This is a genomic window from Nonomuraea sp. NPDC052634 (assembly GCF_040678535.1).
GTDB classification, from domain to species: domain Bacteria; phylum Actinomycetota; class Actinomycetes; order Streptosporangiales; family Streptosporangiaceae; genus Nonomuraea; species Nonomuraea fastidiosa.
Window position 1 is genome coordinate 35,201 of sequence record NZ_JBFATY010000018.1, and the last position, 20,596, is coordinate 55,796.

The window sequence follows — 20,596 nt, forward strand, 5'->3', positions numbered from 1 at the left end:
GTGGCCGTCCGGGAGGCGGGTGGCCGTCGGAAGGCGGGCGGGTGCTAGGTGGCCGTTCGCAGGCCGGACGGCCCGGGTTTCGGCCCGCCGGATCCCCGCTGAGGACCCGCCCCTCCGGATTTCGGTCCGCCCGGCTGCGGCCCCGGCGGCTCCGGCCTCGATGGCTGCTGGCCCGGCGGCCCGGAAGCGGCCGGTCCCGCGTCGGCGGGTCCCGCGCCGGGCGGTCCCGAGTCAGGTGGTCCCGCAGGGCCCGTATCGGGTCCGGGAGACTCCTCGTCGGCTCTGGTGCGGTGCAGCAGGGCGACGATCACCGATGTCACCGGCGCCGCCAGGAACGCCCCCGCGATCCCGGCCACCACGCTGCCCACCGCGATCGCCACCAGGATCACCGCGCCCGGCAGGTCGAGCGCCTTGCCGTAGATCTGCGGCGCCAGCACGTGCCCTTCGAGCTGCTGCACCGCCACGGTCACCGCGACCACGATCAGCGCGACCAGCCACCCCTTGGCGACCAGCGCGACGACGGCGGCGAGCAGCCCGGCGAACAGCGCGCCCACCACCGGCAGGAACGCCCCCGCGAACGTCAGCACCGCGAGCGGCAGCGCCAGCGGCACGCCGAGAATCCACAGCGCGACGCCGATGAAGAACCCGTCCACCAGCCCCACGATCGCGACACCGCGGATGTAGCGGCCGATGACGTCGAAGATGAGCGCTCCGGTCTCGGCCATCCGGGGCCGCGCGGGCGCGGACGCAAGCGAGATCAGCCAGCGGAAGAGCCGGTCGCCCGAGTGCACGAAGTAGACCGACAGGATGACGGCGAGCACCGCGCCGACCACGATCTCGCCCGCCGTCCGCACCCCGGCCAGGGCCCCGGTGGTGATCTGCCGGTTGCGCGATGACAGGTAGTCGCGGGCCTGCGCGAGGAGCTGCCGGTCGTCGAACCCGAGCCGGGTGACGAGCCCGTGCAGGTCGTCGAGCACCTTGCCGACGCTCGCGCCCAGCTCCGACAGGCTGGCCACGGTGGGCGGCACGAGCAGCGCGAACAGCGCCCCCGCGAGCAGCAGCCCGCCGGAGAAGACCACCGCGGTGGCGAGCGCGCGCCCGGCACCGCGCGACATCAGCCGGCGGGCCGGGGGCAGCAGCAGCGCCGTGAGGAAGACGCCGACGACGATGGACAGCGCCACCGTACGCAGGTGATGCAGGCAGAACAGGGCGACCGCGACGACCGCGATCCACCCCAGCAGCCGCCACGGCCCCATCGCCTTGCCCCCAATCGTGCCTGGTCAGAGGAGTTCCCCAGGCTGATCGGGGGCAATCATGCTAGGCGGGCGGCGCCAGGTGCGCGTGCTGGGCGCGCTTGTTCGCCTCGTACTCCTCCTTGGCGGACCGGGTGGCGTCGGTCGTGGCCACCTGCGCCACGGGCACGTCCCACCACGCCTCGGACGAGGGCACGTCGTCGGCGAGCCGGTCGGTGGGCACGTAGATGACCGTGGTCTCGCTCGCCGACCTGGCCGCCTCGAGGGCCTTGCGCAGATCGGCGACCGACTCGGGGCGCAGCACGGCCGCGCCGAGGCTGGCCGCGTTGGCGGCGAGGTCGACGGGCAGCGGGCCGCCGTCGCTCGCCTGGTAGGCGGTGCCGAGGCGTTCGGCGCCGACGCTCTCCGACAGCCGCCCGATGGAGGCGAAGCCGGAGTTGTCGACCAGCACCACGATCAGCTTGACGCCGTCGGCGACGGCGGTGACGAGCTCCTGGGCCATCATCAGGTACGAGCCGTCGCCCACCAGCACGAACACCTCGCGCTCAGGGGCGGCCCGCTTGATGCCGAGCCCACCGGCGATCTCGTAGCCCATGCAGGAGTAGCCGTACTCGACGTGGTAGCTGCCCGGGCCGCTGGGCCGCCAGAGCTTGTGCAGGTCGCCGGGCATCGACCCGGCCGCGCACACCACCACGCCGTCGTCGCCGGCCGCCGCGTTGACCGCGCCGATCACCGCCGCCTGCGAGATGGGGGTGCTCTCCACCGCGTACGCGGCGTCCACCTTCGCGTCCCAGGCCCGGATCAGCTCGGCGGCCCGCGCCCGGTAGGCGTCGGGGGTGCTCCAGCCCGCACACGCCTCGTCCAGGTCGGCGAGCCCCTCGCGGGCGTCGGCGACGAGCTGCAGGCCGGAGAGCTTGGCCGCGTCGAAGCCGGTGACGTTGAGGTTCACGAAGCGGGCGTCGGGCGCGAAGATCGTCCGGGAGGCGGTGGTGAAGTCGCTGTAGCGGGTGCCGATGCCGATGACCACGTCGGCCTCGCGGGCGAAGGCGTTGGCGGCCGTGGTGCCGGTCGCGCCGACCGCGCCGAGGGCGAGCGGGTGCCCGTGCGGCAGCGCGCCCTTGCCCGCCTGCGTCTCGGCCACCGGCACGCCGTGCGCCTCGGCGAAGGCCCGCAGCGCCTCGGTGGCCTCGCTGTAGATGACGCCACCGCCGGCCACGATGAGCGGGCGCTCGGCGGAGGTGATCAGCTCGGCGGCGCGGGCCAGCGCCGCGCGCTCGGGCCGGGGCCGCGCGATGTGCCAGACCCGGCGGGCGAACAGCTCGTCCGGCCAGTCGTAGGCCTCGGCCTGCACGTCCTGCGGCAGCGCCAGCGTCACCGCGCCGGTCTCGGCCGGGTCGGTGAGCACCCGCATGGCCGCGAGCAGCGCCGAAGGGAGCTGCTCGGGGCGGTTGACGCGGTCCCAGTAGCGGGAGACCGGCTTGAAGCAGTCGTTGACCGAGACGTCGTAGGAGCGCTGGTCCTCCAGCTCCTGCAGCACCGGGCTGGCGACGCGGGTGGAGAAGATGTCGCCGGGTAGCAGCAGCACGGGCAGCCGATTGATGGTGGCGCCCGCCGCACCCGTGATCATGTTGGTGGCTCCGGGGCCGATCGAGGTGGTGCACGCCAGCGTGGCCAGGCGGTTGCTCGCGCGGGCGTAGGCGGCGGCCGTGTGCACCATCGCCTGCTCGTTGCGGCTCAGGTAGTACGGCAGGTCGGTGCCGGAGGTGGCGAGCGCCTGGCCCATGCCGGCCACGTTGCCGTGGCCGAAGATGCCGACGCAGCCGCCGAAGAACCGGCGCTCGACGCCGTCGCGCTCGCTCCACTGCGCGGCCAGGAAGCGGACGACGGCCTGCGCGACGGTCAACCGGGTCATGACGTCCTCCCGAACGGCACTCTGGGGTCGATGGGCTGGCCGTCCCACGAGGAGCGGATCCAGGCGTGGCGGGGGTCGTCGCAGAAGGCCATCGACCGCTGCTCCGCCGGGCCGGCCAGGACGTTGAGGTAGTACAGGTCGTAGCCGGGCGCGGCCATGGAGGGGCCGTGGTAGCCGTACGGGATGAGCACGACGTCGCCCGACGACACCTCGGCGAGCGTGTCGATGTGGCCCCGCTCGGAGGTGTAGACGCGCTGGTAGCCGACGCCCTCACCGGCGACCTCGAAGTAGTAGATCTCCTCCAGCACCGCCTCGCCGGGGTTGGGGGTGTCGTGCTTGTGCGGCGGGTACGACGACCAGTTACCGCCGGGCGTGAGCACCTCGACCGCCATCAGCTTGTCGCACTCGAAGGCGTCGGGCGCGCAGAAGTTGTTGACCTGGCGGGTGGCCTGCCCCGCGCCCCTGATCTCGACGGACACCTCGGATGCGGGCACGTAGCGGGGGTCGAGCCCGCGCGTGGCGCGCGCCGACGGCAGCGCGATGCGGCCGGTGCCGGTCAGCGTCACCTCGGTGCCGATCGGCACGTACGCGAAGTCGGACGGCCCGTCGAAGACCGACGCCCGCCCGGTCAGCTCGAACGTCTCGCCCGGGATCGCGACCGTGCACGAGCCGGCCAACGGCAGGACGAGGAACTCCTCCTCGCCGGTGTCGAAGGTGACCGGGGTCTCGCCCAGGTCCGTCACCCGCAGCCCCGAGTACGTCCACCCGGCCACGGACGGGGTGATCTCCACCGTCCAGGGGTCGCGGGCGGCTTTGCCGTAGGGAAGGTAGGTCATGCACGAACCTCTCGCACCAGGGCCGCGGCACCGTCGACCGCGGCCGCGACGTCGTCGTCCGGGGGATAGAGCAGGGCGCGCCCGACGACCAGGCCGCGCACCCCGGGCAGGCCGAGCGCGCGGTGCCAGTCGGCGTAGGCGGCGTCGATGTCGGGCGGGTCGCCGCCGAGCAGCAGTGCGGGCAGCGTGGTCGCGGCCATGACGCGCTCCATCTCGGCCACGGCGGGGATCTTCAGCCAGGTGTAGGCGGAGGTCACGCCGAGCGCCTGGGCGACGCTGATGGCCCTGATCACCGCGTCGGGCGACAGGTCGTTGCGTACGGCGCCCGACTCCGACCTGCGCGACCAGAACGGCTCCACCATCGCCACGAGCCGACGCCTGGCCAGGTCGCTGACCGCCCGCGCGCACGACTCCAGCGTGGAGACGGTGGCGGGGTCGGACGGGTCGATGCGGCAGAGCATCTTGCCGCCGTCGAGCCGCATGGCGTCGATGGCGTCGGCGTCGAAGCCGGTGAAGCGGTCGTCCATCTCGAAGACCGAGCCCTGCAGGCCGCCCCGGTTCATCGAGCCGAAGGCGAGCTTGCCCTCGAGGGCGCCGAGCAGCAGCAGGTCTTCGAGCACGTCGGGGGAGGCGAGGATGCCGTCCACACCCGGCCTGGCCAGCGCCACGCGCAGCCGGTCGAGCAGGTCCACCCGGCTGGCCATGGCGAGCGGCCGGTCGCGCACGCCGAGGGCGCCGCGCGCCGGATGGTCGGCGGCGATGATGAGCAGCCGTTCGCCCTCGGCGGGCAGGCCGCGCCGCTCGCGCCGGGCCGCGGCCTCGGCGATCTCCTCCGGCCTGGTGGCGCGGATGTGCGTGAGCCGCCCGTAGTCGGCCGCCCTGGGCGGCAGCGTGATGTCGCTCACGAGCGGGCCCCGTTCAGCAGTTCGTCCACCTCGGACGTGGTCGGCATGGCGTCGGCGCAGGCCAGGCGGGCGGCCACGAAGGCGCCGGCGGCGTTGGCGAAGCGCAGTGTGCGTTCGAGCGGCCAGCCGCGCAGCAGGCCGAGGCAGACGGCCCCGCCGAAGGCGTCTCCGGCGCCGATGCCGTTGACGACCTCGACCTTCATGGGCTCGACCAGCGCGCTCTCCTCGGCGGTGCGGGCGAAGACGCCCTCGGGGCCCATCTTCACGATCGCGACGCGTACGCCGGCGTCGAGCAGCGCCTGCGCGGCGGCCTCGGGCTCGCGCACGCCGACCGCCACCTCCACCTCATCGAGGTTGCCCACGGCCACGTTGGCGTGGGGCAGCGCCTTGCGCGCGGCCTCGTGGGCGGCCTCGCGCGACTCCCACAGGGTGGCGCGGTAGTCGAGGTCGAACACCGTCCAGCCGGAGGTGCGCACCGACAGCGCGGCCTCGTGGGCGGAGGCGCTCGGCTCCTTGCTGAGCCCGGTCAGCGAGAACCAGAACAGCGGGGTGCGGGCGATCGCGTCGAGGTCGAGCATGGACGGTTCGATGCGCAGGTCCGGCGGATGCTCGCCGCGGTAGAAGTAGATGGGAAAGTGGTCGGGCGGGAAGATCTCACAGAACGTCACGGGGGTGGGAGCGCCCTCGATGGTGCTGACGAAGGCGTCGTCCACGCCGAAACCGCGGATCGCCCGGCGCACGTAGTCGCCGAACGGGTCGGCGCCCACCCCGGTGATCACGGCGGGGCGCAGACCGTGCCGAGCGGCGGCGACGGCGACGTTGGTGGGGCTGCCGCCGAGGAACTTGCCGAAGCTCTCGACGTCGGCCAGGCCGACCCCGGTCTGCAGCGGGTAGACGTCGACGCCGCAGCGGCCGATCGTGATCAGGTCGTACAACAGCACCTCCAGGGACGGAGCTTACCCTCGACACTATGGCATATTGTCATGACATTCGGATGTCCGCTATGTTGCGCAATGTGCCCCGTCCGAAACCCCGGTGCTCACGTCTCAGGTGACCGAAATGTGAACATTCGGTCCTCCCTGGACAAAGCCGCAGTATGAGGGCACTTCCTTGATCATGGCCAGGTCTTTACGTCATCTGAATGTCATGACATATTGGCCCATGGCTGCCTCCCTTTAAGGACACGTCGGAGGGTTTGCATGGCATTGCGGAAACGGTCGTTGGGTGTGGTCGCGGTCATCACCGCGGCCGGTCTAGGGCTCGCCGCCTGCGGCCAGTCCTCCGGCGGCGGCGGAGGCGGTGACACCATCGAGCTGACGATCACCCAGAACGCCATCGCCGGTGGTAAGAACGCCGCCGCCGCGCAGCACATCACCGACTGGGTGATCCCGAAGTTCGAAGAGGCCCAGAAGGCGAAGGGCAAGAACGTCACGGTCAAGTTCGTACCCAGCGGCGTCGATGACGAGCAGTACAAGACCAAGCTCTCGCTCGACCTCAAGTCGGGCAAGGGCGCGGATGTGATCGACCTCGACGGCATCTGGGCCGGTGAGTTCGCCGAGGCCGGCTACATCAAGCCGCTGTCGGAGCTGGTCGGCCCCGAGGCCGACAACTGGGACGGCTGGGCGCAGATCCCCGAGGCCGTCCAGGGCATGACCGAGTTCAACGGCAAGAGGTACGCGCTGCCCATCGGCACCGACGGCCGCGTCCTGTACTTCAACAAGAACCTCTTCGCCAAGGCGGGCCTGCCGGCCGACTGGCAGCCCAAGAGCTGGCAGGAGATCATCGACGCCGGCACCAAGCTCAAGAACGCCGGCGTGCCCGTCCCGATCCAGATCAACGCCGGCACCGCCATGGGCGAGGCCACCTCCATGCAGGGCGTGCTGCCGCTGCTCGCGGGCGCGGGCGGCGAGGTGCAGAAGGACGGCAAGTGGACCGGCGCGTCCCAGCCGCTGAAGGACGCGCTCGGCTTCTACCAGAAGATCTACGGCGGCGGCCTCGGCGACCCCAAGCTCCAGCAGGAGGCCAAGGGCCGCGACAAGTCGTTCCAGCAGTTCGCCGAGGGCAAGATCGGCATCCTGATGGAGGGCGACTACTTCTGGCGCGGCGTGGTCAACCCCAAGACCGGCATCGCCAAGATGGCCGACCGCGACCAGGTCGTCGGCTACGCCATGATCCCCGCCATCGAGCCGGGCAAGGGCATCCGCGGCCAGGACTTCGTCAGCATGTCCGGCGGCGCGCTGCGCACGGTCAACCCCAACAGCAAGCACCCCAAGGAGGCGTTCGAGCTGGCCGCCTTCACGCTCTCGCCCGAGGCGCTGAAGGAGGAGACCAAGGACGGCAACGTGCGCATCACCCCGCGCGCGGACGTCAACAAGGAGATCCTGGCCGGCGAGCCGCTGCTCACCTACATCTCGGAGAAGGTGCTGCCACTGACGGCCTACCGCCCGCCGGTCGCGGTCTACCCGCAGGTGTCGGTGGCGCTGCAGGAGGCCACCGCCGCGGTCGTCGGCGGCACGTCGCCCGACCAGGCGGCGGCCGACTACCAGAAGAAGCTTGAGGGAATCGTCGGTGGCGCAGGCAATATCGCCTCCTGAAGTAGCGGCCGAGAGCGGCAAAGAGCGTTACAGCTCGGACGCGGCGGGCCTGGGCAAGGCAAGGGCCGGGGTCTTCATGGCCCCAGCCCTCCTGCTCATCGCGGCCTTCCTCGTCTTCCCCGCGCTGTGGGTGCTCTATCTCGGCCTGACCAACTACCGCCTGACCGGTGTCGCCGCCGCCGAGCCGCAGTTCGTCGGCCTGGACAACCTCCTCGACGCGGCCTCCAACCCGACGTTCTGGAGCTCGACCTGGCTGACCGTGGAGTTCGTGCTCGGCTCGGCGGTCATCGGTCAGGTCGTGCTCGGCTTCACCATCGCCTGGCTGCTGCGCGACAAGCGCGGCCCGATCAAGCGCGTCGTCGAGGGCCTGGTCATCCTGGCCTGGATCCTGCCCAGCGCCATCGTGTCGTTCCTGTGGGTGGCGCTGCTCGACCGCGACGCCGGCACGCTCAACGCGCTGCTCGGCATGCCCGGCATGGCCTGGCTGCTCGACCACCCGATGCTGTCCATCATCGTGTTCAACACCTGGCGCGGCACCGCGTTCTCGATGATGTTGTACGGCGCCGCGCTCGGCAACGTGCCGCCCTCCCACCTGGAGAGCGCCCGCCTGGCCGGAGCCTCCGGCTGGCAGCAGCTCAGGGACGTCGTCTTCCCCCACATCAGGGGGCACATCCTGACGAACCTGCTGCTCATCAGCCTGTGGACGTTCAACGACTTCAGCCCGTTCCTGCTCACCGCCGGCGGACCCGACGGCAAGTCCGAAGTGCTCGCCGTGCACGTCTACAAGGTGGCGCTGCAGGGCGGCGAGCTCGGCTACGGAGCCGCGGTCTCCACGATCATCCTGCTCATCAACCTGGTCGTGGCGGTGTTCTACCTGCGGCTGCTCAGGAGCAAGAAATGACGCGATTCGTCCTGGGCCGCATCGGGTTCTACACGATGATCGCCGTGCTGCTGGCGTTCTTCACGATCCCGCTGCTGTGGCTGGTGACCGCGCCCTTCACCTCCGACCCCACCTACGAGGTGCGGGTGCCCGACTTCACCTGGGACAACTTCAAGGCCGTCGTCGAGCACCCGTACGCGCTGCCGTCGCTGTGGAACTCGGTGGTGCTGTCGGTCGGCACCGCGCTGCTGGTCGTGATCTTCTCGGCCCTGGCCGCGTACGCGCTCAGCCGCGTGCGGGTGCCCGGCCGCGACGCCCTGCTCTACGCACTGCTCCTGCTGTCGTCGATCATCACCGGCACGGCCGCGATGGTGCCGCTGTTCCAGCTCGCGGTCGAGCTGAACCTCATCGACTCCCAGATGGGGCTCATCCTCATCCTGACCGGCGGCCTGCTGCCCGCGGCGATCTTCATGCTCAAGGACTTCATGGACTCCACGCCGAAGTCCTACGAGGAGTCCGCCCGGGTCTTCGGCGCCTCGCCGCTGCAGATCGTCCGGCACGTGGTCGTCCCCGTCGTCCGGCCCGGCCTGGCCACCATCGCCGTGTGGTCCGTGGCCAACGTGTGGGGGAACTTCCTCATGCCGTACCTGCTGCTCAGCGACGTGGAGAAGCAGCCGGCGGCGGTGATCACGTACACGCTGTACACCGAGGGCGGGCAGGCGAACCTGAGCATGCTGTCCACGTTCGGGCTGCTGTACTCGATCCCGGTGGTGCTCATGTACCTGTTCGTCAGCAAGAAGTACGGCTTCCGCTTCCACGGAGGGATCAAGCGTTAATGGCCGCCATCGAACTACGCGGGCTGACCAAGGTCTACCCCGGCGGGGTCAAAGCGCTCGACGCGCTCGACCTGGTCATCCCCGACGGCGAGTTCTTCGCCCTGCTCGGGCCCTCCGGCTGCGGCAAGACCACGCTGCTGCGGACGATCGCCGGCCTGGAGACCGCGACCGGCGGTGCCGTCGTCATCGGCGGCAGGGACGTCACCGGCGTGCAGCCGGGCGGCCGCGACGTGGCCATGGTGTTCCAGGACTACGCGCTGTTCCCGCACATGGACGTCACCGACAACATCGCCTACCCGCTGCGCATCAAGAAGGTCCCCAAGGGGACCCGCCGCGAGAAGGCCGCCGAGGTCGGCGCGCGGCTCGGCCTCGAGCACCTGATGGACCGGCGGCCCGGCCAGCTCTCCGGCGGGCAGCAGCAGCGCGTCGCGCTCGCCAGGGTCATGGCCACGCAGGCGCAGGCGTACCTGTTCGACGAGCCGCTGTCCAACCTGGACGCCAGGCTCCGCCTTGAGGCCAGGACGTTCCTCAAGAAGCTGCAGCGCGAGCTGGGCGTCACCACCGTCTTCGTGACCCACGACCAGGCCGAGGCGCTGGCCATGGCCGACAGGATGGCCGTCATGGAGGCCGGGCACATCCGGCAGATCGGCACGCCGTCCGAGGTGTTCCAGCGGCCCGCCAACACGTTCGTCGCCGCCTTCATCGGCTCCACGCCGATGAACCTGCTCGACGGCATCGTACGAGGTGACACCCTGGAAGTGGCAGGCTGCAAGGTCGCGGTCCCCGACTCGGCCGCGGGACTGCTGTCCGACGGGGAGCAGATCGTGTACGGCGTACGGCCGGAATACCTGGCCTACTCCGCCGAGCCCGCGGACGGCGCGTTCGGCGGGAAGGTGGCCATCGTGGAGAACCTCGGCGCCGCCCACCTGGTGACCCTCGACGTGGGCGGCGTCAGCGTGCAGGCCGTGGTGCCCGAGGGCAGCGAGCCCGCCGTCGGCGACGACGGCTTCGCCCTGCCCCGCCGCGACCGCGCACTCATCTACCGGAACGGAGAGCTCGTATGACCACCGGCCACTGGACGCTGGACGACCGCCTGGAGCGGATCCTGCGCGAAGTGCCGTTCGAGGTGCCGCCCGGCACCGCAGCCGTGCACGTCAAGCTCTCCTACGACAGGTCGCAGGGCGTGCTCGACCTCGGCTGCGGCGCCCCCGGCGGGTTCCGCGGCTGGTCGGGCGGCGCGCGCGACGAGTACACGATCACCCGCGACTGGGCCACCCCCGGCTACCTGCCCGGCGAGCCCGAGCCCGGCACCTGGCACGTGTGGCTGCGGCTGCACCGCATCCCGCCGCAGGGCCTCGACTACACGCTCGAGATCACCTGCGAGCGCACCGCACCGCCCGAGCCGGCCGCCGAGGAGCCACCGTACGGCGAGCGCCCGCCCCGCAGGGACATCCCCGACGTCGGCGGCCTGCGCTGGTTCGCCGGCGACTTCCACGCCCACACCGTGCACAGCGACGGCAGCCTCACCATCGCCGAGCTGGCCGAGCTGGCCCACGGGCGCGGGCTCGACTTCCTCGCCGTCACCGACCACAACACGGTCAGCCACCACCCCTGGCTCGGCAAGATCGACCGCGGCATCCGCCTGCTGCCCGGCCAGGAGGTCACCACCGACCGCGGCCACGCCAACGTCTTCGGCGACGTCGGCTGGGTCGACTTCCGCAAGGCGCCCGACTCCTGGTACGAGCACGCCGAGCGCAACGGCGGGATCATGTCCATCAACCATCCGCTCGGCGGCGACTGCGCCTGGCTGCAGCCCATCGAGCGCCGCCCCCAGGTCGCCGAGGTGTGGCACTCCGGCTGGTGGGACCGCCGCTGGGGCGCGCCACTCGCCTGGGCCGACGCCTGGCGCGACGACGTCATCGCGATTGGCGGCAGCGACTTCCACCGGCACGGCAACGACGGCCTGCCCGGCGCGCCCACGACCTGGGTGCTCGTGGCGGGTGACGAACCCGAGACGGAGGCGGTGCTCGACGGCGTACGGGCCGGGCGCACCGCGGTCTCCGCAGGCCCCGACGCGCCGCTTCTGCTCCGGCTGGGCGACGAGCTGCTCGCGCTGGACGCCGACGGCCTGGTGCTGGTCCGCCCCGACGGCACCCGCCAGGTCGTGCGCGGCGAGCACGTGCTGCTGCCTGCCATCGACGGGCCGCACCGGCTCGAAACCCACGAGAACGAGGTGATCGCCCTATGCGCGTGAGGAAAGTCGCCAACGCTCCCGTCAGCTTCGGCGTGTTCGAGCTGAGCGACGCCCCGCCACCGCTGACCGCCGACGAGATGGTCCGCGCCCTGGCCGACGCCGGCTACGAGGGCATCGACTCCGGCCCGATCGGCTACCTCGGCACCGGCAGCGAGCTGGCCGAGCGGCTGTCCGGCGCCGGGCTGCTGCTCGCCGGCGGCTGGGTGGACCTGCGCTACCACGACGCCGAGGCGTTCGAGCAGGACCTCGCCGGGCTGGACGCCGCGCTCGACTTCTTCGCCGCCGCGCCCGAAGGCGACCTGCCGCCCAGACCCACGCTGGCCGCGCCCGGCACGCCCGAGCGGTTCGCCAGGCCGGGAGGCAACGCGCCCGGACTGCCCGCATCCGAGTGGCCCGCCTACGCCGCTCGCATCCAGCAGGCCGTGAACCGCTGCCGCGAGCGCGGCTTCGAGCCCGCCTACCACCACCACCTCGGCACGTACGTCGAGACGCCCGACGACGTCGAGCGGCTGCTGGAGCTGACCGACGTCGAGCTGTGCCTGGACACCGGCCACCTGTTGCTGGCCGGGGGAGACCCCGTCGAGTGCCTGCGCAGGTGGGCGAGCCGGGTCACCCACGTGCACATCAAGGACGGCGACAACAAGATCCTCGCCCAGGCGCTCGCCGACGGCGTGGACCTGCGCGAGCTGATGGGCCGCGGCGGCTTCGCCCGGCTCGGGGAGGGCGAGCTCGACCTGCCCGCCGTCATCCGCACGCTCGACGAGATCGACTACTCCGGCTGGGTCATCGTCGAGCAGGACACCCTTCCGGGGCGGCGCACCGTCGCCCAGAACATCGCCGACCAGGCGGCCAACCGCCAGAAACTGAAGGACTTGGGACTGTGAGAATCGCGCTGGTGGGTTGCGGCGCCGTCACCCAGGCGGTCTACGTGCCGCTGCTGTCGCGCCGCCGCGACCTGTTCGAGGTGGTCGCCGTCTGCGACCTGTCGCAGACGCTCGCCGACGCCGTCGGCGACCGGCTGGGCGCGGGCAAGCGCTACACCGACGTCGCCGGCATGCTCGCCGACGGCGGGTTCGAGGCCGTCGTCGTGCTCGCCTCCGGCTCGCACGGCGAGACCGTGCGCCGGGCGCTCGAGGCCGGCTACGCCGTGCTCTGCGAGAAGCCGCTCGCCCTGACCAGGGCCGAGGTCGAGGCGCTGCCCGAAGGGCGGCTGATGGTCGGCTACATGAAGCAGTACGACCCCGCCGTGCGCCGCGCCGAGAAGCTGCTCGCCGAGCTGGGCGGGCCCGCCGCCATCAGGGCCATCGAGGTGACCGTGCTGCACCCGAGCGGGCAGTCGCAGCTCGCCTTCGCCAACCTCACCCAGGCCCGCGACGTGGACCCCGGGCTGCTCGCCTCCCTGCGGGCCGCCGAGGACGAGCTGGTCTCCCGGGCGCTGGGCGCCGACGCGCCGAAGCCCGTACGCGACCTGTACGGCGTCGCGCTCGGCTCCATCTGCCACGACCTGTCGCTGCTGCGCCGCTTCACCGGCTCGCCCGCCGAGATCTCGTACGTCGAGACGTGGGGCGAGACGCCCGGCTCCATCGAGATCTCCGGCCCCCTGCCCGAGACCGGCAGGTTCTCCATCCGCTGGCACTACCTGGAGGACTACCCGGCCTACCGCGAGACCGTGGCCATCCACCACGACAGCGGCTCGCTCGAACTCGTCTTCCCCTCTCCCTACCTGATGAACGCCCCCACCACGCTCACCGTGGTCACCCCGGGCGAGAGCCGTGCGGTATGGCGCGAGGTGACTGAGGCGTTCGAAGTACAACTCGCGGCCTTCCATGCTTACGTGAACGATGGCACGCCGCCGCTCACCGACGCGGCCGGCGGGCTTGAGGACATCGTCACGGCACAGCGGATCGCGGCTCGCTACGCCGTACAGCACGATCTGCCCATTGGAGGGGAAGCAGCGTGAGCACCGAGATCGTCGTCGTACCGCACACCCACTGGGACCGTGAGTGGTACGAACCCTTCCAGCGCTTCAGGCTGCGCCTGGTGGCGCTGCTCGACGAGGTGCTCGACACCATGGAGCGCGAGCCCGACTACCACTTCACGCTCGACGGCCAGCTCGCGTGCGTGGACGACTACCTGGAGGTGCGTCCGGAGAACCGCGACCGCGTCGCCGCCCTGGTGAAGTCGGGCCGGCTCGCGGTGGGACCGTGGCAGATCCTGCTCGACGAGTTCCTGTGCTCCGGCGAGAACATCATCCGCAACCTCGAACTCGGCATGTCCAGGGCCGACAAGCTGGGCGGCGCCATGCCGGTCGGCTACCTGCCCGACATGTTCGGCCACACCGCGCAGATGCCGCAGATCCTGCGCAAGGCGGGGCTGCTGCACGCCTGCGTCTACCGTGGCGTGCCGTCGTCGGTCACCACCGACGCCTTCGCCTGGACCGCTCCCGACGGCACGGCGCTGCGCACGCAGTACCTCCCGGCCGGCGGCTACGGCAACGGAGCCCACCTCTTCCACGACACCGAAGGGCTCAAGGAGCGGGCGGCCTCGTTCGTCAGGACCATGCGCGAGTGGCACGGGCCCGCGGGGTCGCTGCTCGCCATGTACGGCACCGACCACTCCGCGCCCGTACGCGGCCTGCCCGAGATGGTCGCCGCCATCGGCGCCCGCATGGACACCCTGTCCGGCTACATCAGCGCGTACTCCGGCGACGTGGAGGGCCTGCCCCAGGTCCACGGCGAGCTGCGCTCGCACGCCCGCGCCAACATCCTGCCCGGCGTCATCTCCATCCGTCCCCACGTCAAGCAGGCCATGGGCCGCGCCGAGCGGATGGTCGAGCGTTACGCCGAGCCGCTCGCCGCGCTCTGGGGCGACGAATGGCCGGGACGCTTCCTCGACATGGCCTGGTGGCGGCTCGTCGACGCCAGCGGCCACGACTCCGTGACCGGCTGCGGCGTCGACGACACCGCCCAGCAGGTCGCCGCCCGCATCGCCGAGGCCGAGCACCTCGGGCAGGCGGTGCGCGACATGGTGACCGCCAGGCTCGCCGAGGCCGCGCCGTCCGGCTCCATCGTCATCGTCAACCCCACGCCGAAGACCCGCTCGGGCATCGTCACCCTCGACGTCGCCGGCTCCGACCCCCTCGTCGACGCCACCGGCGCGCCCGTGCCCACCCAGCCGCTCGAATACGCCGCCACGCTGCTGCTCGACGCCGAGATGGACCCGGCCGTCGCGCTCACCTTCGTGCACGGCACCGAGCTGTACGGCCAGCACATCACCGACTGGTCCGTCGAGGGCGACACGCTCACCTTCACCGTGGCGCGCGAGACGTCCGTCGTCTTCGACATGGACGACCTGCGGGCCGCCATCGACGGCGTCACCCGGGTGCGCATCATCGCCGAGCCGCGCCGTACCGTCGCCGCCCTCGTCCAGGCGCCGCCGCTCGGCCACACCACGGTCAGGACCGCGCCCCGCTCCGAGGTGTACGGCCCCACCGACGCCACCGCCGAGCCCACCGCGCTGCCCGGCGAGCACCACCCGGCGTGCTGGCTGCGCTCCGACTCGGCCACCCTGCCCGTACGCGGCGACGAACGCGTGCTCGACAACGGGCTGCTGCGCGTCGTCATCGCCGACGACGGCCTGCTCGACCTGCACGCCGAGGACGGCACCGTGGTCACCGGCGCGGGCCGCATCGTCGACGGCGGCGACGTCGGCGACACCTACAACTACGCGCCGCCGCAGGCCGACCTGGTCGTCTCCCAGCCGGTCTCCGTCGAGACCGACCTGATCTACAGCGGCCCGCTGGTCGCCGCCGTGGACGTCCGCCGCACCTACCGCTGGCCCGTCGCCGGCGAAGGGCTCGACGGCGCCCCCGAGGTGCCCGCCGCCAACCGGCGCGCCGAGATGGAGGAGATCGTCGTCACCATGCGGGTCGAGCTGCGCGCGGGCGAGCCGTTCGTCCGGCTGCGCGTCGAGTTCGACAACCGGTGCGACGACCACCGCGTACGCCTGCACGTGCCGCTGCCGAAGCCCGCCACCGAGTCGTACGCGGAGGGGCAGTTCGCCGTCGTCACCCGCGCCCTGACCTCCGAGGGCGGCTGCGGCGAGACCCCGCTGCCCACCTTCCCCGCCTCCTCCTGGGTCGCCGCGGGCGGCGTGGCCGCGCTGCTGGAGCACGTCACCGAGTACGAGGTGAACGACGACGAGCTCGCGCTCACCCTGCTGCGCTCGGTCGGCTACCTGTCCCGCAACCGCAACGCCCTGCGGCCCGAGCCCGCCGGGCCCCAGCTGCCCACCCCGGCCGCCCAGTCGCGCGGGCTGCGCACGGTGAACCTGGCGCTCATGCCGTTCCAGGGGTCGTGGGAGAAGGTCGTGCCGCAGGCGGAGACGTTCCGCCACGACCTGCTCGCGGTGCCCGGCCTCGGCGACCGCTCGCTGCCCATGCCGCAGCCCGCCGCCGGCCTGTCGGTGACCGGGGACGGGGTCGTCATGACCTCGCTGCGCGACCGCGACGGCTGGCTCGAACTCCGCGTCGTCGCCATGACCCCCGATCCGACCGAGGCCGTCATCGCCGGCGGCCTCCAGGAGGCCCGCCACGCCGACCTCCGCGGCCGTCCCGGCGACCCGCTCGAGGTCACCGACGGCACCCTCCGCCTTCCTCTCGGCCCCTGGGAGATCGCCACCGTCCAGTTTCGTAAACACTGAGTAATGGCTCGAACGCGTTAGTAATGTCCGGGCCATGGTCACGGCCCAGCATGAGGGTCTGAACAAGATCGCGACCCGCAATCTCGAATACACCCGGGACATGCTGCGGGCGCTGTTCGACCTTCCGGTCCCGAAGTCGGGTGCGGCACGACTCGCCTCACCCGACCTCTCGGAAGCGGATCCCGGCGTCTGCCGGGCGGACAGCGCCATCCTGTACGGCTCGGGCGAGGAGAATCTCATCGCCGAGGGAGAGGTCCGCGGCGAGCTCAAGGGCAGCGTCAGGCGAGGGGCGGAGGCTGTGCTCGAGGTGCTTGAGGCCCGGGGGCTGCCAGTGCCGGAGCACGTGCGTCAGCGGATCACCGGGTGCGAGGATCCCGGCCTGCTGCGGGAGTGGCACATCAGGGCGGTCACCGTCGTGTCGGCGGAGGACGTTTTCGGCTGAGGTCCCTGCCTGGTCGGGGGCCTGGAAAGGCTAGTCGGCGGGCGGCGCGCCGATGGCGTGCAGAGCAGCTCCACGTTCGCCACACTGAGGTGTCATGACGATCGTCGATCTGTCGGTGCCGATCGAGACCGGGATGCCCGTCTACCCGGGCGATCCCGAGGTCTCGGTCCGCCCGGCACTCACCGTGGAGCGCGACGGCGTCAACGTGCTCGGCCTGCATCTCGGCTCGCACTCCGGCACCCACGTGGACGCGCCGAAGCACATCGACGACGCGCTGCCCGCCCTGGACGAGGTGCCGCTCGACCGGTTCTGCGGTCCCGCGACGGTGGTGGACGTGCGCGGCCTGCCGCCGCGCGCCCCGATCGGCCCTGAGCCGTTCCGCGGGGTCGCGGCGGGAACGATCGTGCTGGTCGCCACCGGCTGGTCGCGGTGGTGGGGCGGCGACCGCTACATCGGGCATCCGTACCTGACGGAGGAGGCGGCGGCGCTGCTGATCGAGCGCGGGGTGCGGACGGTGGGCATCGACGCGCTGAGCGTGGACCCGACGCCCGCCGACCCCGCCGACGACTTCCCCGCACACCGGGTGCTGCTCGGCGCGCACGCGGTCATCGCCGAGAACCTGACCAACCTCGACCGGCTGCTCGCCGCGCCGGAGGGCCGGATCGAGGTGTCCCTGCTGCCGCTGCGGCTGCCGGGCGCGGACGGGGCTCCGGTGCGAGCGGTCGCGCGGATCGCCTGACGGCCCAGGTCAGCGGGTGCCCCACGAGTACGTCTGCTTGCGCAGCTTGAGGTAGACGAACGACTCGGTGGCGCGTACGGACGGGATGGCCCGGATCTTGCTGAGGATCTCCAGCAGGTGGCCGTCGCCCTCGCAGACCACCTCCACGATCACGTCGAAGGAACCCGCCGTGAGCACGACGTAGTCGATCTCGTCGATGGCCGCCAGCTCGTCGGCCACCGTCTCCAGGTCGCCCTCGCAGTTGACGCCGATCATGGCCTGCCGGGGGAAGCCCAGCGTGAGCGGGTCGGTGACCGCGACGATCTGCATGACCCCGGCGTCCTGCAGCCGCTGCACGCGCTGCCTGACCGCCGCCTCGGACAGCCCGACCGCCTTGCCGATCGCCGCGTACGGTTTGCGCCCGTCCATCTGGAGCTGCTCGATGATCTGCTTGGACAGATCGTCGAGCACCACGGGTCCTGACTTACCGTTGTTGCGGCGTACGCGCGGCGGCGTCGTCATCGAGCGGATCCTCCTAGCGGGCCGGCGTTACGGGGGCGTTCCCGCTGGGTTGCCGTCCTGGTGCGACATGTTGTCAGTTCTTGGCGGTCTGTCAAGCGAATTCGTAGCAATTTGATATCTTCACCACGAAATCCCTTGTCCAGATGCACCTGCTCTGTCAGAGTCGCGGCATCTCAGCCACCTCACCAGGAGGGCGAATGACAACCCGTCTGCAGAACTTCATCAACGGTGAGTTCGTGGACGCCAAGAGCGGCCGGTTCTCCGACATCATCGATCCCTGCACGGGTGAGGCGTACGTCCAGGCGCCGGTCTCCGGCAAGGAGGACGTCGACGCCGCCTACGCCGTCGCGGCCGCCGCTTTCGAGTCGTGGGGCCGGACCACTCCTGGCGAGCGTGCCGGGCTGCTGCTGAAGATCGCCGACGCGATCGAGGCGCGGGCCGACGAGATCAACGAGGCGGAGTGCCGCAACACCGGCAAGCCCCTGGCCAGGATGGCCGAGGACGAGACGCCGGTCGCCGCCGACCACTTCCGGTTCTTCGCCGGCGCCGCCCGCACGCTGGAGGGCCCGACGGCCGGTGAGTTCCTGGCCGAGCACACCAGCGTCATCAGGCACGAGCCGATCGGCGTCGTGGGCCAGGTGACGCCGTGGAACTACCCGATGATGATGGCGGTCTGGAAGATCGCCCCGGCGCTCGCGGCCGGCAACACGATCGTGCTGAAGCCGTCCGACACGACCCCGGTCTCCACGCTCAAGCTGGCCGAGATCGCCGGCTCCGTGCTGCCGCCCGGCGTCTTCAACGTCGTCACCGGCGACCGGGAGACCGGCGCGCTGGTCGTCGGTCACCCGACCGCGTCGATGGTGGCCATCACCGGCTCGGTCGGCGCGGGCATGTCCGTCGCCAAGAACGCCGCGGACGACCTCAAGCGGGTCCACCTGGAGCTGGGCGGCAAGGCCCCCGTCGTGGTGTTCGACGACGTCAAGGACCTGCGCAAGGCCGCCGCCGACATCGCCGCCGCGGGCCTGTACAACGCCGGCCAGGACTGCACCGCGGCCTGCCGGGTGCTGGTGCAGGAGAGCGTGCACGACGAGTTCGTGGCCGCGCTCACCGAGGCCGCGGCCGCCACCGTCACCGGCGGCCCCGAGGTCGAGGACGCCTTCTACGGCCCGCTCAACAACGAGAACCAGCTCGCCAGGGTGCAGGGCTTCATCGACCGCGTCCCCTCGCACGCCAAGATCCTCACCGGCGGTCACCGCGTGGGCGAGCGCGGCTACTTCTTCGCGCCGACCGTCGTGGACGGACTCAAGCAGGACGACGAGATGGTGCAGAACGAGGTCTTCGGCCCCGTGATCACCGTGCAGACGTTCACCGACGAGGCCGACGCGCTGGCCAAGGCCAACGACGTGCGCTACGGCCTGAGCGGCTCGGTGTGGACCTCCGACCACGGCCGCGCCATGCGCATGTCGAACCGGCTCGACTTCGGTGTGGTCTGGGTCAACACGCACATCCCGTTCGTGTCGGAGATGCCGCACGGCGGCTTCAAGCACTCGGGGTACGGCAAGGACCTCTCGGTGTTCGGCCTGCACGACTACACCCGGGTCAAGCACGTCATGCACTACATCGGCGAATAACTAAGGAAAAATCCTGGATATGACCGGGCTGAGTGCGATTGAGCTTGAAGACGTCGTCAAGGAGTATCACTCGCATGGCGAGGTCGTCCAGGCGGTCAAAGGCGTGACACTGGACATCGCCGAGGGGGAGTTCTTCTCCCTCCTCGGCCCGTCCGGTTGCGGCAAGACCACGACCATGAGGATGATCGCGGGCTTCGAGGCGCCCACGAAGGGCCTGGTGAAGCTGCACGGCCAGGACGTCACCAACGTCCCGCCGAACAAGCGCGACGTCAACATGGTCTTCCAGTCCTATGCGCTCTTCCCGCACATGAGCGTCTGGGACAACGTGGCGTTCGGGCTCAAGCAGCGCAAGACGCCGCAGGCCGAGATCAAGCGGCGGGTCGGCGAGATGCTGGAGATCGTCGACCTGACCGGCCGGGAGAAGCGCATGCCGCGCGAGATGTCCGGCGGCCAGCAGCAGCGGGTGGCGCTGGCCAGGGCGCTGGTCAACCGGCCCAGGGCGCTGCTGCTCGACGAGCCGCTCGGCGCGCTCGACCTGAAGCTGCGCCAGGCCATGCAGATCGAGCTCAAGCGCATCCAGCGCGAGGTCGGCATCACGTTCGTGTACGTGACCCATGACCAGAACGAGGCGCTCACCATGAGCGACCGCATCGCGGTCATGAAGGACGGCCTGGTCGAGCAGCTCGGCGGGCCGCGCGAGATCTACGAGCGGCCCGCGACGGCGTTCGTGGCCGGCTTCATCGGCACCTCCAACCTGCTCACCGGCACCGCGACGGGCGGTGAGCTGAAGGTCGGCGACGGCCGGGTGCTGGTGCCGGGGCACGACGGCGAGGTGACCGTGACCGTCCGGCCGGAGAAGATCACCATCGGCACCGAGGAGCCGGCGCGCGACCGCAGCGCCGTCCGCGGCACCGTCTCCGAGGTGGTCTATCTCGGCACCTACAACAGTTACGCGGTGCGACTCGCCGAGGGGGCCGACGGTGGCGCCGCGGAGACCGTCATCACCGTGTTCCAGCAGAACAGCCATGACGCGACGGCGACGGCGGAGCGTGGCGACTCCGTGTGGCTGTCCTGGCAGGCACAGCACTCGTACGTGATTGGAAGTCGATAGC

General features: G+C 71.2%; 18 protein-coding genes. 12 read left to right on the forward strand and 6 right to left on the reverse strand.

What is annotated here, in order from left to right:
* Positions 1-44: 44 nt before the first annotated feature.
* The 5 genes from AB0K67_RS38790 to iolC all read right to left on the reverse strand — a co-directional run bounded on the left by AB0K67_RS38790 (position 45) and on the right by iolC (position 5,841).
* Positions 45-1,256, reverse strand: a complete 1,212-nt coding sequence (locus tag AB0K67_RS38790) for an AI-2E family transporter (RefSeq protein ID WP_364070145.1) — start codon at positions 1,254-1,256, stop codon at positions 45-47.
* Positions 1,257-1,317: 61 nt separating this feature from the next.
* The gene (iolD, locus tag AB0K67_RS38795) at positions 1,318-3,165 is read right to left on the reverse strand and encodes a 3D-(3,5/4)-trihydroxycyclohexane-1,2-dione acylhydrolase (decyclizing) (protein WP_364070148.1); all 1,848 of its coding nucleotides are present in this window, start codon (positions 3,163-3,165) and stop codon (positions 1,318-1,320) included.
* Positions 3,162-4,001, reverse strand: a complete 840-nt coding sequence (iolB, locus tag AB0K67_RS38800) for a 5-deoxy-glucuronate isomerase (protein WP_364070151.1) — start codon at positions 3,999-4,001, stop codon at positions 3,162-3,164. Before iolB ends, iolD begins: the two co-directional genes overlap by 4 nt.
* Entirely contained in the window at positions 3,998-4,897 is a 900-nt protein-coding gene (locus tag AB0K67_RS38805) for a deoxyribose-phosphate aldolase (RefSeq protein WP_364070269.1), read from the reverse strand. The genes iolB and AB0K67_RS38805 overlap by 4 nt, the downstream gene beginning before the upstream one ends.
* Before the next feature lie 5 nt (positions 4,898-4,902).
* Positions 4,903-5,841: a 5-dehydro-2-deoxygluconokinase gene (gene iolC, locus AB0K67_RS38810; RefSeq protein WP_364070154.1), complete on the reverse strand. Its 939-nt coding sequence runs from the start codon at positions 5,839-5,841 to the stop codon at positions 4,903-4,905.
* A gap of 264 nt (positions 5,842-6,105) precedes the next feature.
* Here iolC and AB0K67_RS38815 point away from each other — a divergent pair, with 264 nt between their 5' ends.
* The 10 genes from AB0K67_RS38815 to AB0K67_RS38860 all read left to right on the forward strand — a co-directional run bounded on the left by AB0K67_RS38815 (position 6,106) and on the right by AB0K67_RS38860 (position 17,352).
* Positions 6,106-7,500, forward strand: coding sequence for an extracellular solute-binding protein (locus AB0K67_RS38815; RefSeq protein WP_364070157.1), 1,395 nt, complete (start codon positions 6,106-6,108; stop codon positions 7,498-7,500).
* 76 nt (positions 7,501-7,576) lie between these two features.
* Positions 7,577-8,401 carry a sugar ABC transporter permease gene (locus tag AB0K67_RS38820; RefSeq protein ID WP_364070160.1) on the forward strand — a complete coding sequence of 275 codons (825 nt, stop codon included), beginning with the start codon at positions 7,577-7,579 and terminating at the stop codon, positions 8,399-8,401.
* Positions 8,398-9,216, forward strand: coding sequence for a carbohydrate ABC transporter permease (locus tag AB0K67_RS38825; RefSeq protein WP_364070163.1), 819 nt, complete (start codon positions 8,398-8,400; stop codon positions 9,214-9,216). The genes AB0K67_RS38820 and AB0K67_RS38825 overlap by 4 nt, the downstream gene beginning before the upstream one ends.
* Positions 9,216-10,280, forward strand: a complete 1,065-nt coding sequence (locus AB0K67_RS38830) for an ABC transporter ATP-binding protein (RefSeq protein ID WP_364070166.1) — start codon at positions 9,216-9,218, stop codon at positions 10,278-10,280. The genes AB0K67_RS38825 and AB0K67_RS38830 overlap by 1 nt, the downstream gene beginning before the upstream one ends.
* A complete protein-coding gene (locus tag AB0K67_RS38835) occupies positions 10,277-11,470 on the forward strand; it encodes a CehA/McbA family metallohydrolase (RefSeq protein WP_364070168.1) in 1,194 nt (397 codons plus the stop codon). The genes AB0K67_RS38830 and AB0K67_RS38835 overlap by 4 nt, the downstream gene beginning before the upstream one ends.
* Positions 11,461-12,354, forward strand: a complete 894-nt coding sequence (locus AB0K67_RS38840; RefSeq protein WP_364070171.1) for a TIM barrel protein — start codon at positions 11,461-11,463, stop codon at positions 12,352-12,354. Before AB0K67_RS38835 ends, AB0K67_RS38840 begins: the two co-directional genes overlap by 10 nt.
* The gene (locus AB0K67_RS38845; RefSeq protein ID WP_364070173.1) at positions 12,351-13,430 is read left to right on the forward strand and encodes a Gfo/Idh/MocA family oxidoreductase; all 1,080 of its coding nucleotides are present in this window, start codon (positions 12,351-12,353) and stop codon (positions 13,428-13,430) included. The genes AB0K67_RS38840 and AB0K67_RS38845 overlap by 4 nt, the downstream gene beginning before the upstream one ends.
* A complete protein-coding gene (locus AB0K67_RS38850; RefSeq protein ID WP_364070176.1) occupies positions 13,427-16,171 on the forward strand; it encodes a glycoside hydrolase family 38 C-terminal domain-containing protein in 2,745 nt (914 codons plus the stop codon). The genes AB0K67_RS38845 and AB0K67_RS38850 overlap by 4 nt, the downstream gene beginning before the upstream one ends.
* A gap of 34 nt (positions 16,172-16,205) precedes the next feature.
* Positions 16,206-16,613, forward strand: coding sequence for a hypothetical protein (locus AB0K67_RS38855; RefSeq protein ID WP_364070178.1), 408 nt, complete (start codon positions 16,206-16,208; stop codon positions 16,611-16,613).
* Positions 16,614-16,707: 94 nt separating this feature from the next.
* The gene (locus AB0K67_RS38860) at positions 16,708-17,352 is read left to right on the forward strand and encodes a cyclase family protein (protein ID WP_364070181.1); all 645 of its coding nucleotides are present in this window, start codon (positions 16,708-16,710) and stop codon (positions 17,350-17,352) included.
* 9 nt (positions 17,353-17,361) lie between these two features.
* Here the strand turns inward: AB0K67_RS38860 and AB0K67_RS38865 are convergent, their stop codons facing one another.
* A complete protein-coding gene (locus AB0K67_RS38865) occupies positions 17,362-17,853 on the reverse strand; it encodes an Lrp/AsnC family transcriptional regulator (protein WP_364070183.1) in 492 nt (163 codons plus the stop codon).
* 197 nt (positions 17,854-18,050) lie between these two features.
* Between AB0K67_RS38865 and AB0K67_RS38870 the strand changes: the two genes are divergently transcribed.
* Together AB0K67_RS38870 and AB0K67_RS38875 are read left to right on the forward strand one after the other, a co-directional pair.
* Positions 18,051-19,484 carry a gamma-aminobutyraldehyde dehydrogenase gene (locus AB0K67_RS38870; protein WP_364070186.1) on the forward strand — a complete coding sequence of 478 codons (1,434 nt, stop codon included), beginning with the start codon at positions 18,051-18,053 and terminating at the stop codon, positions 19,482-19,484.
* A 19-nt stretch (positions 19,485-19,503) separates the two neighbouring features.
* Positions 19,504-20,595: an ABC transporter ATP-binding protein gene (locus AB0K67_RS38875; RefSeq protein ID WP_364070188.1), complete on the forward strand. Its 1,092-nt coding sequence runs from the start codon at positions 19,504-19,506 to the stop codon at positions 20,593-20,595.
* The last annotated feature ends 1 nt before the right edge of the window (position 20,596 follow it).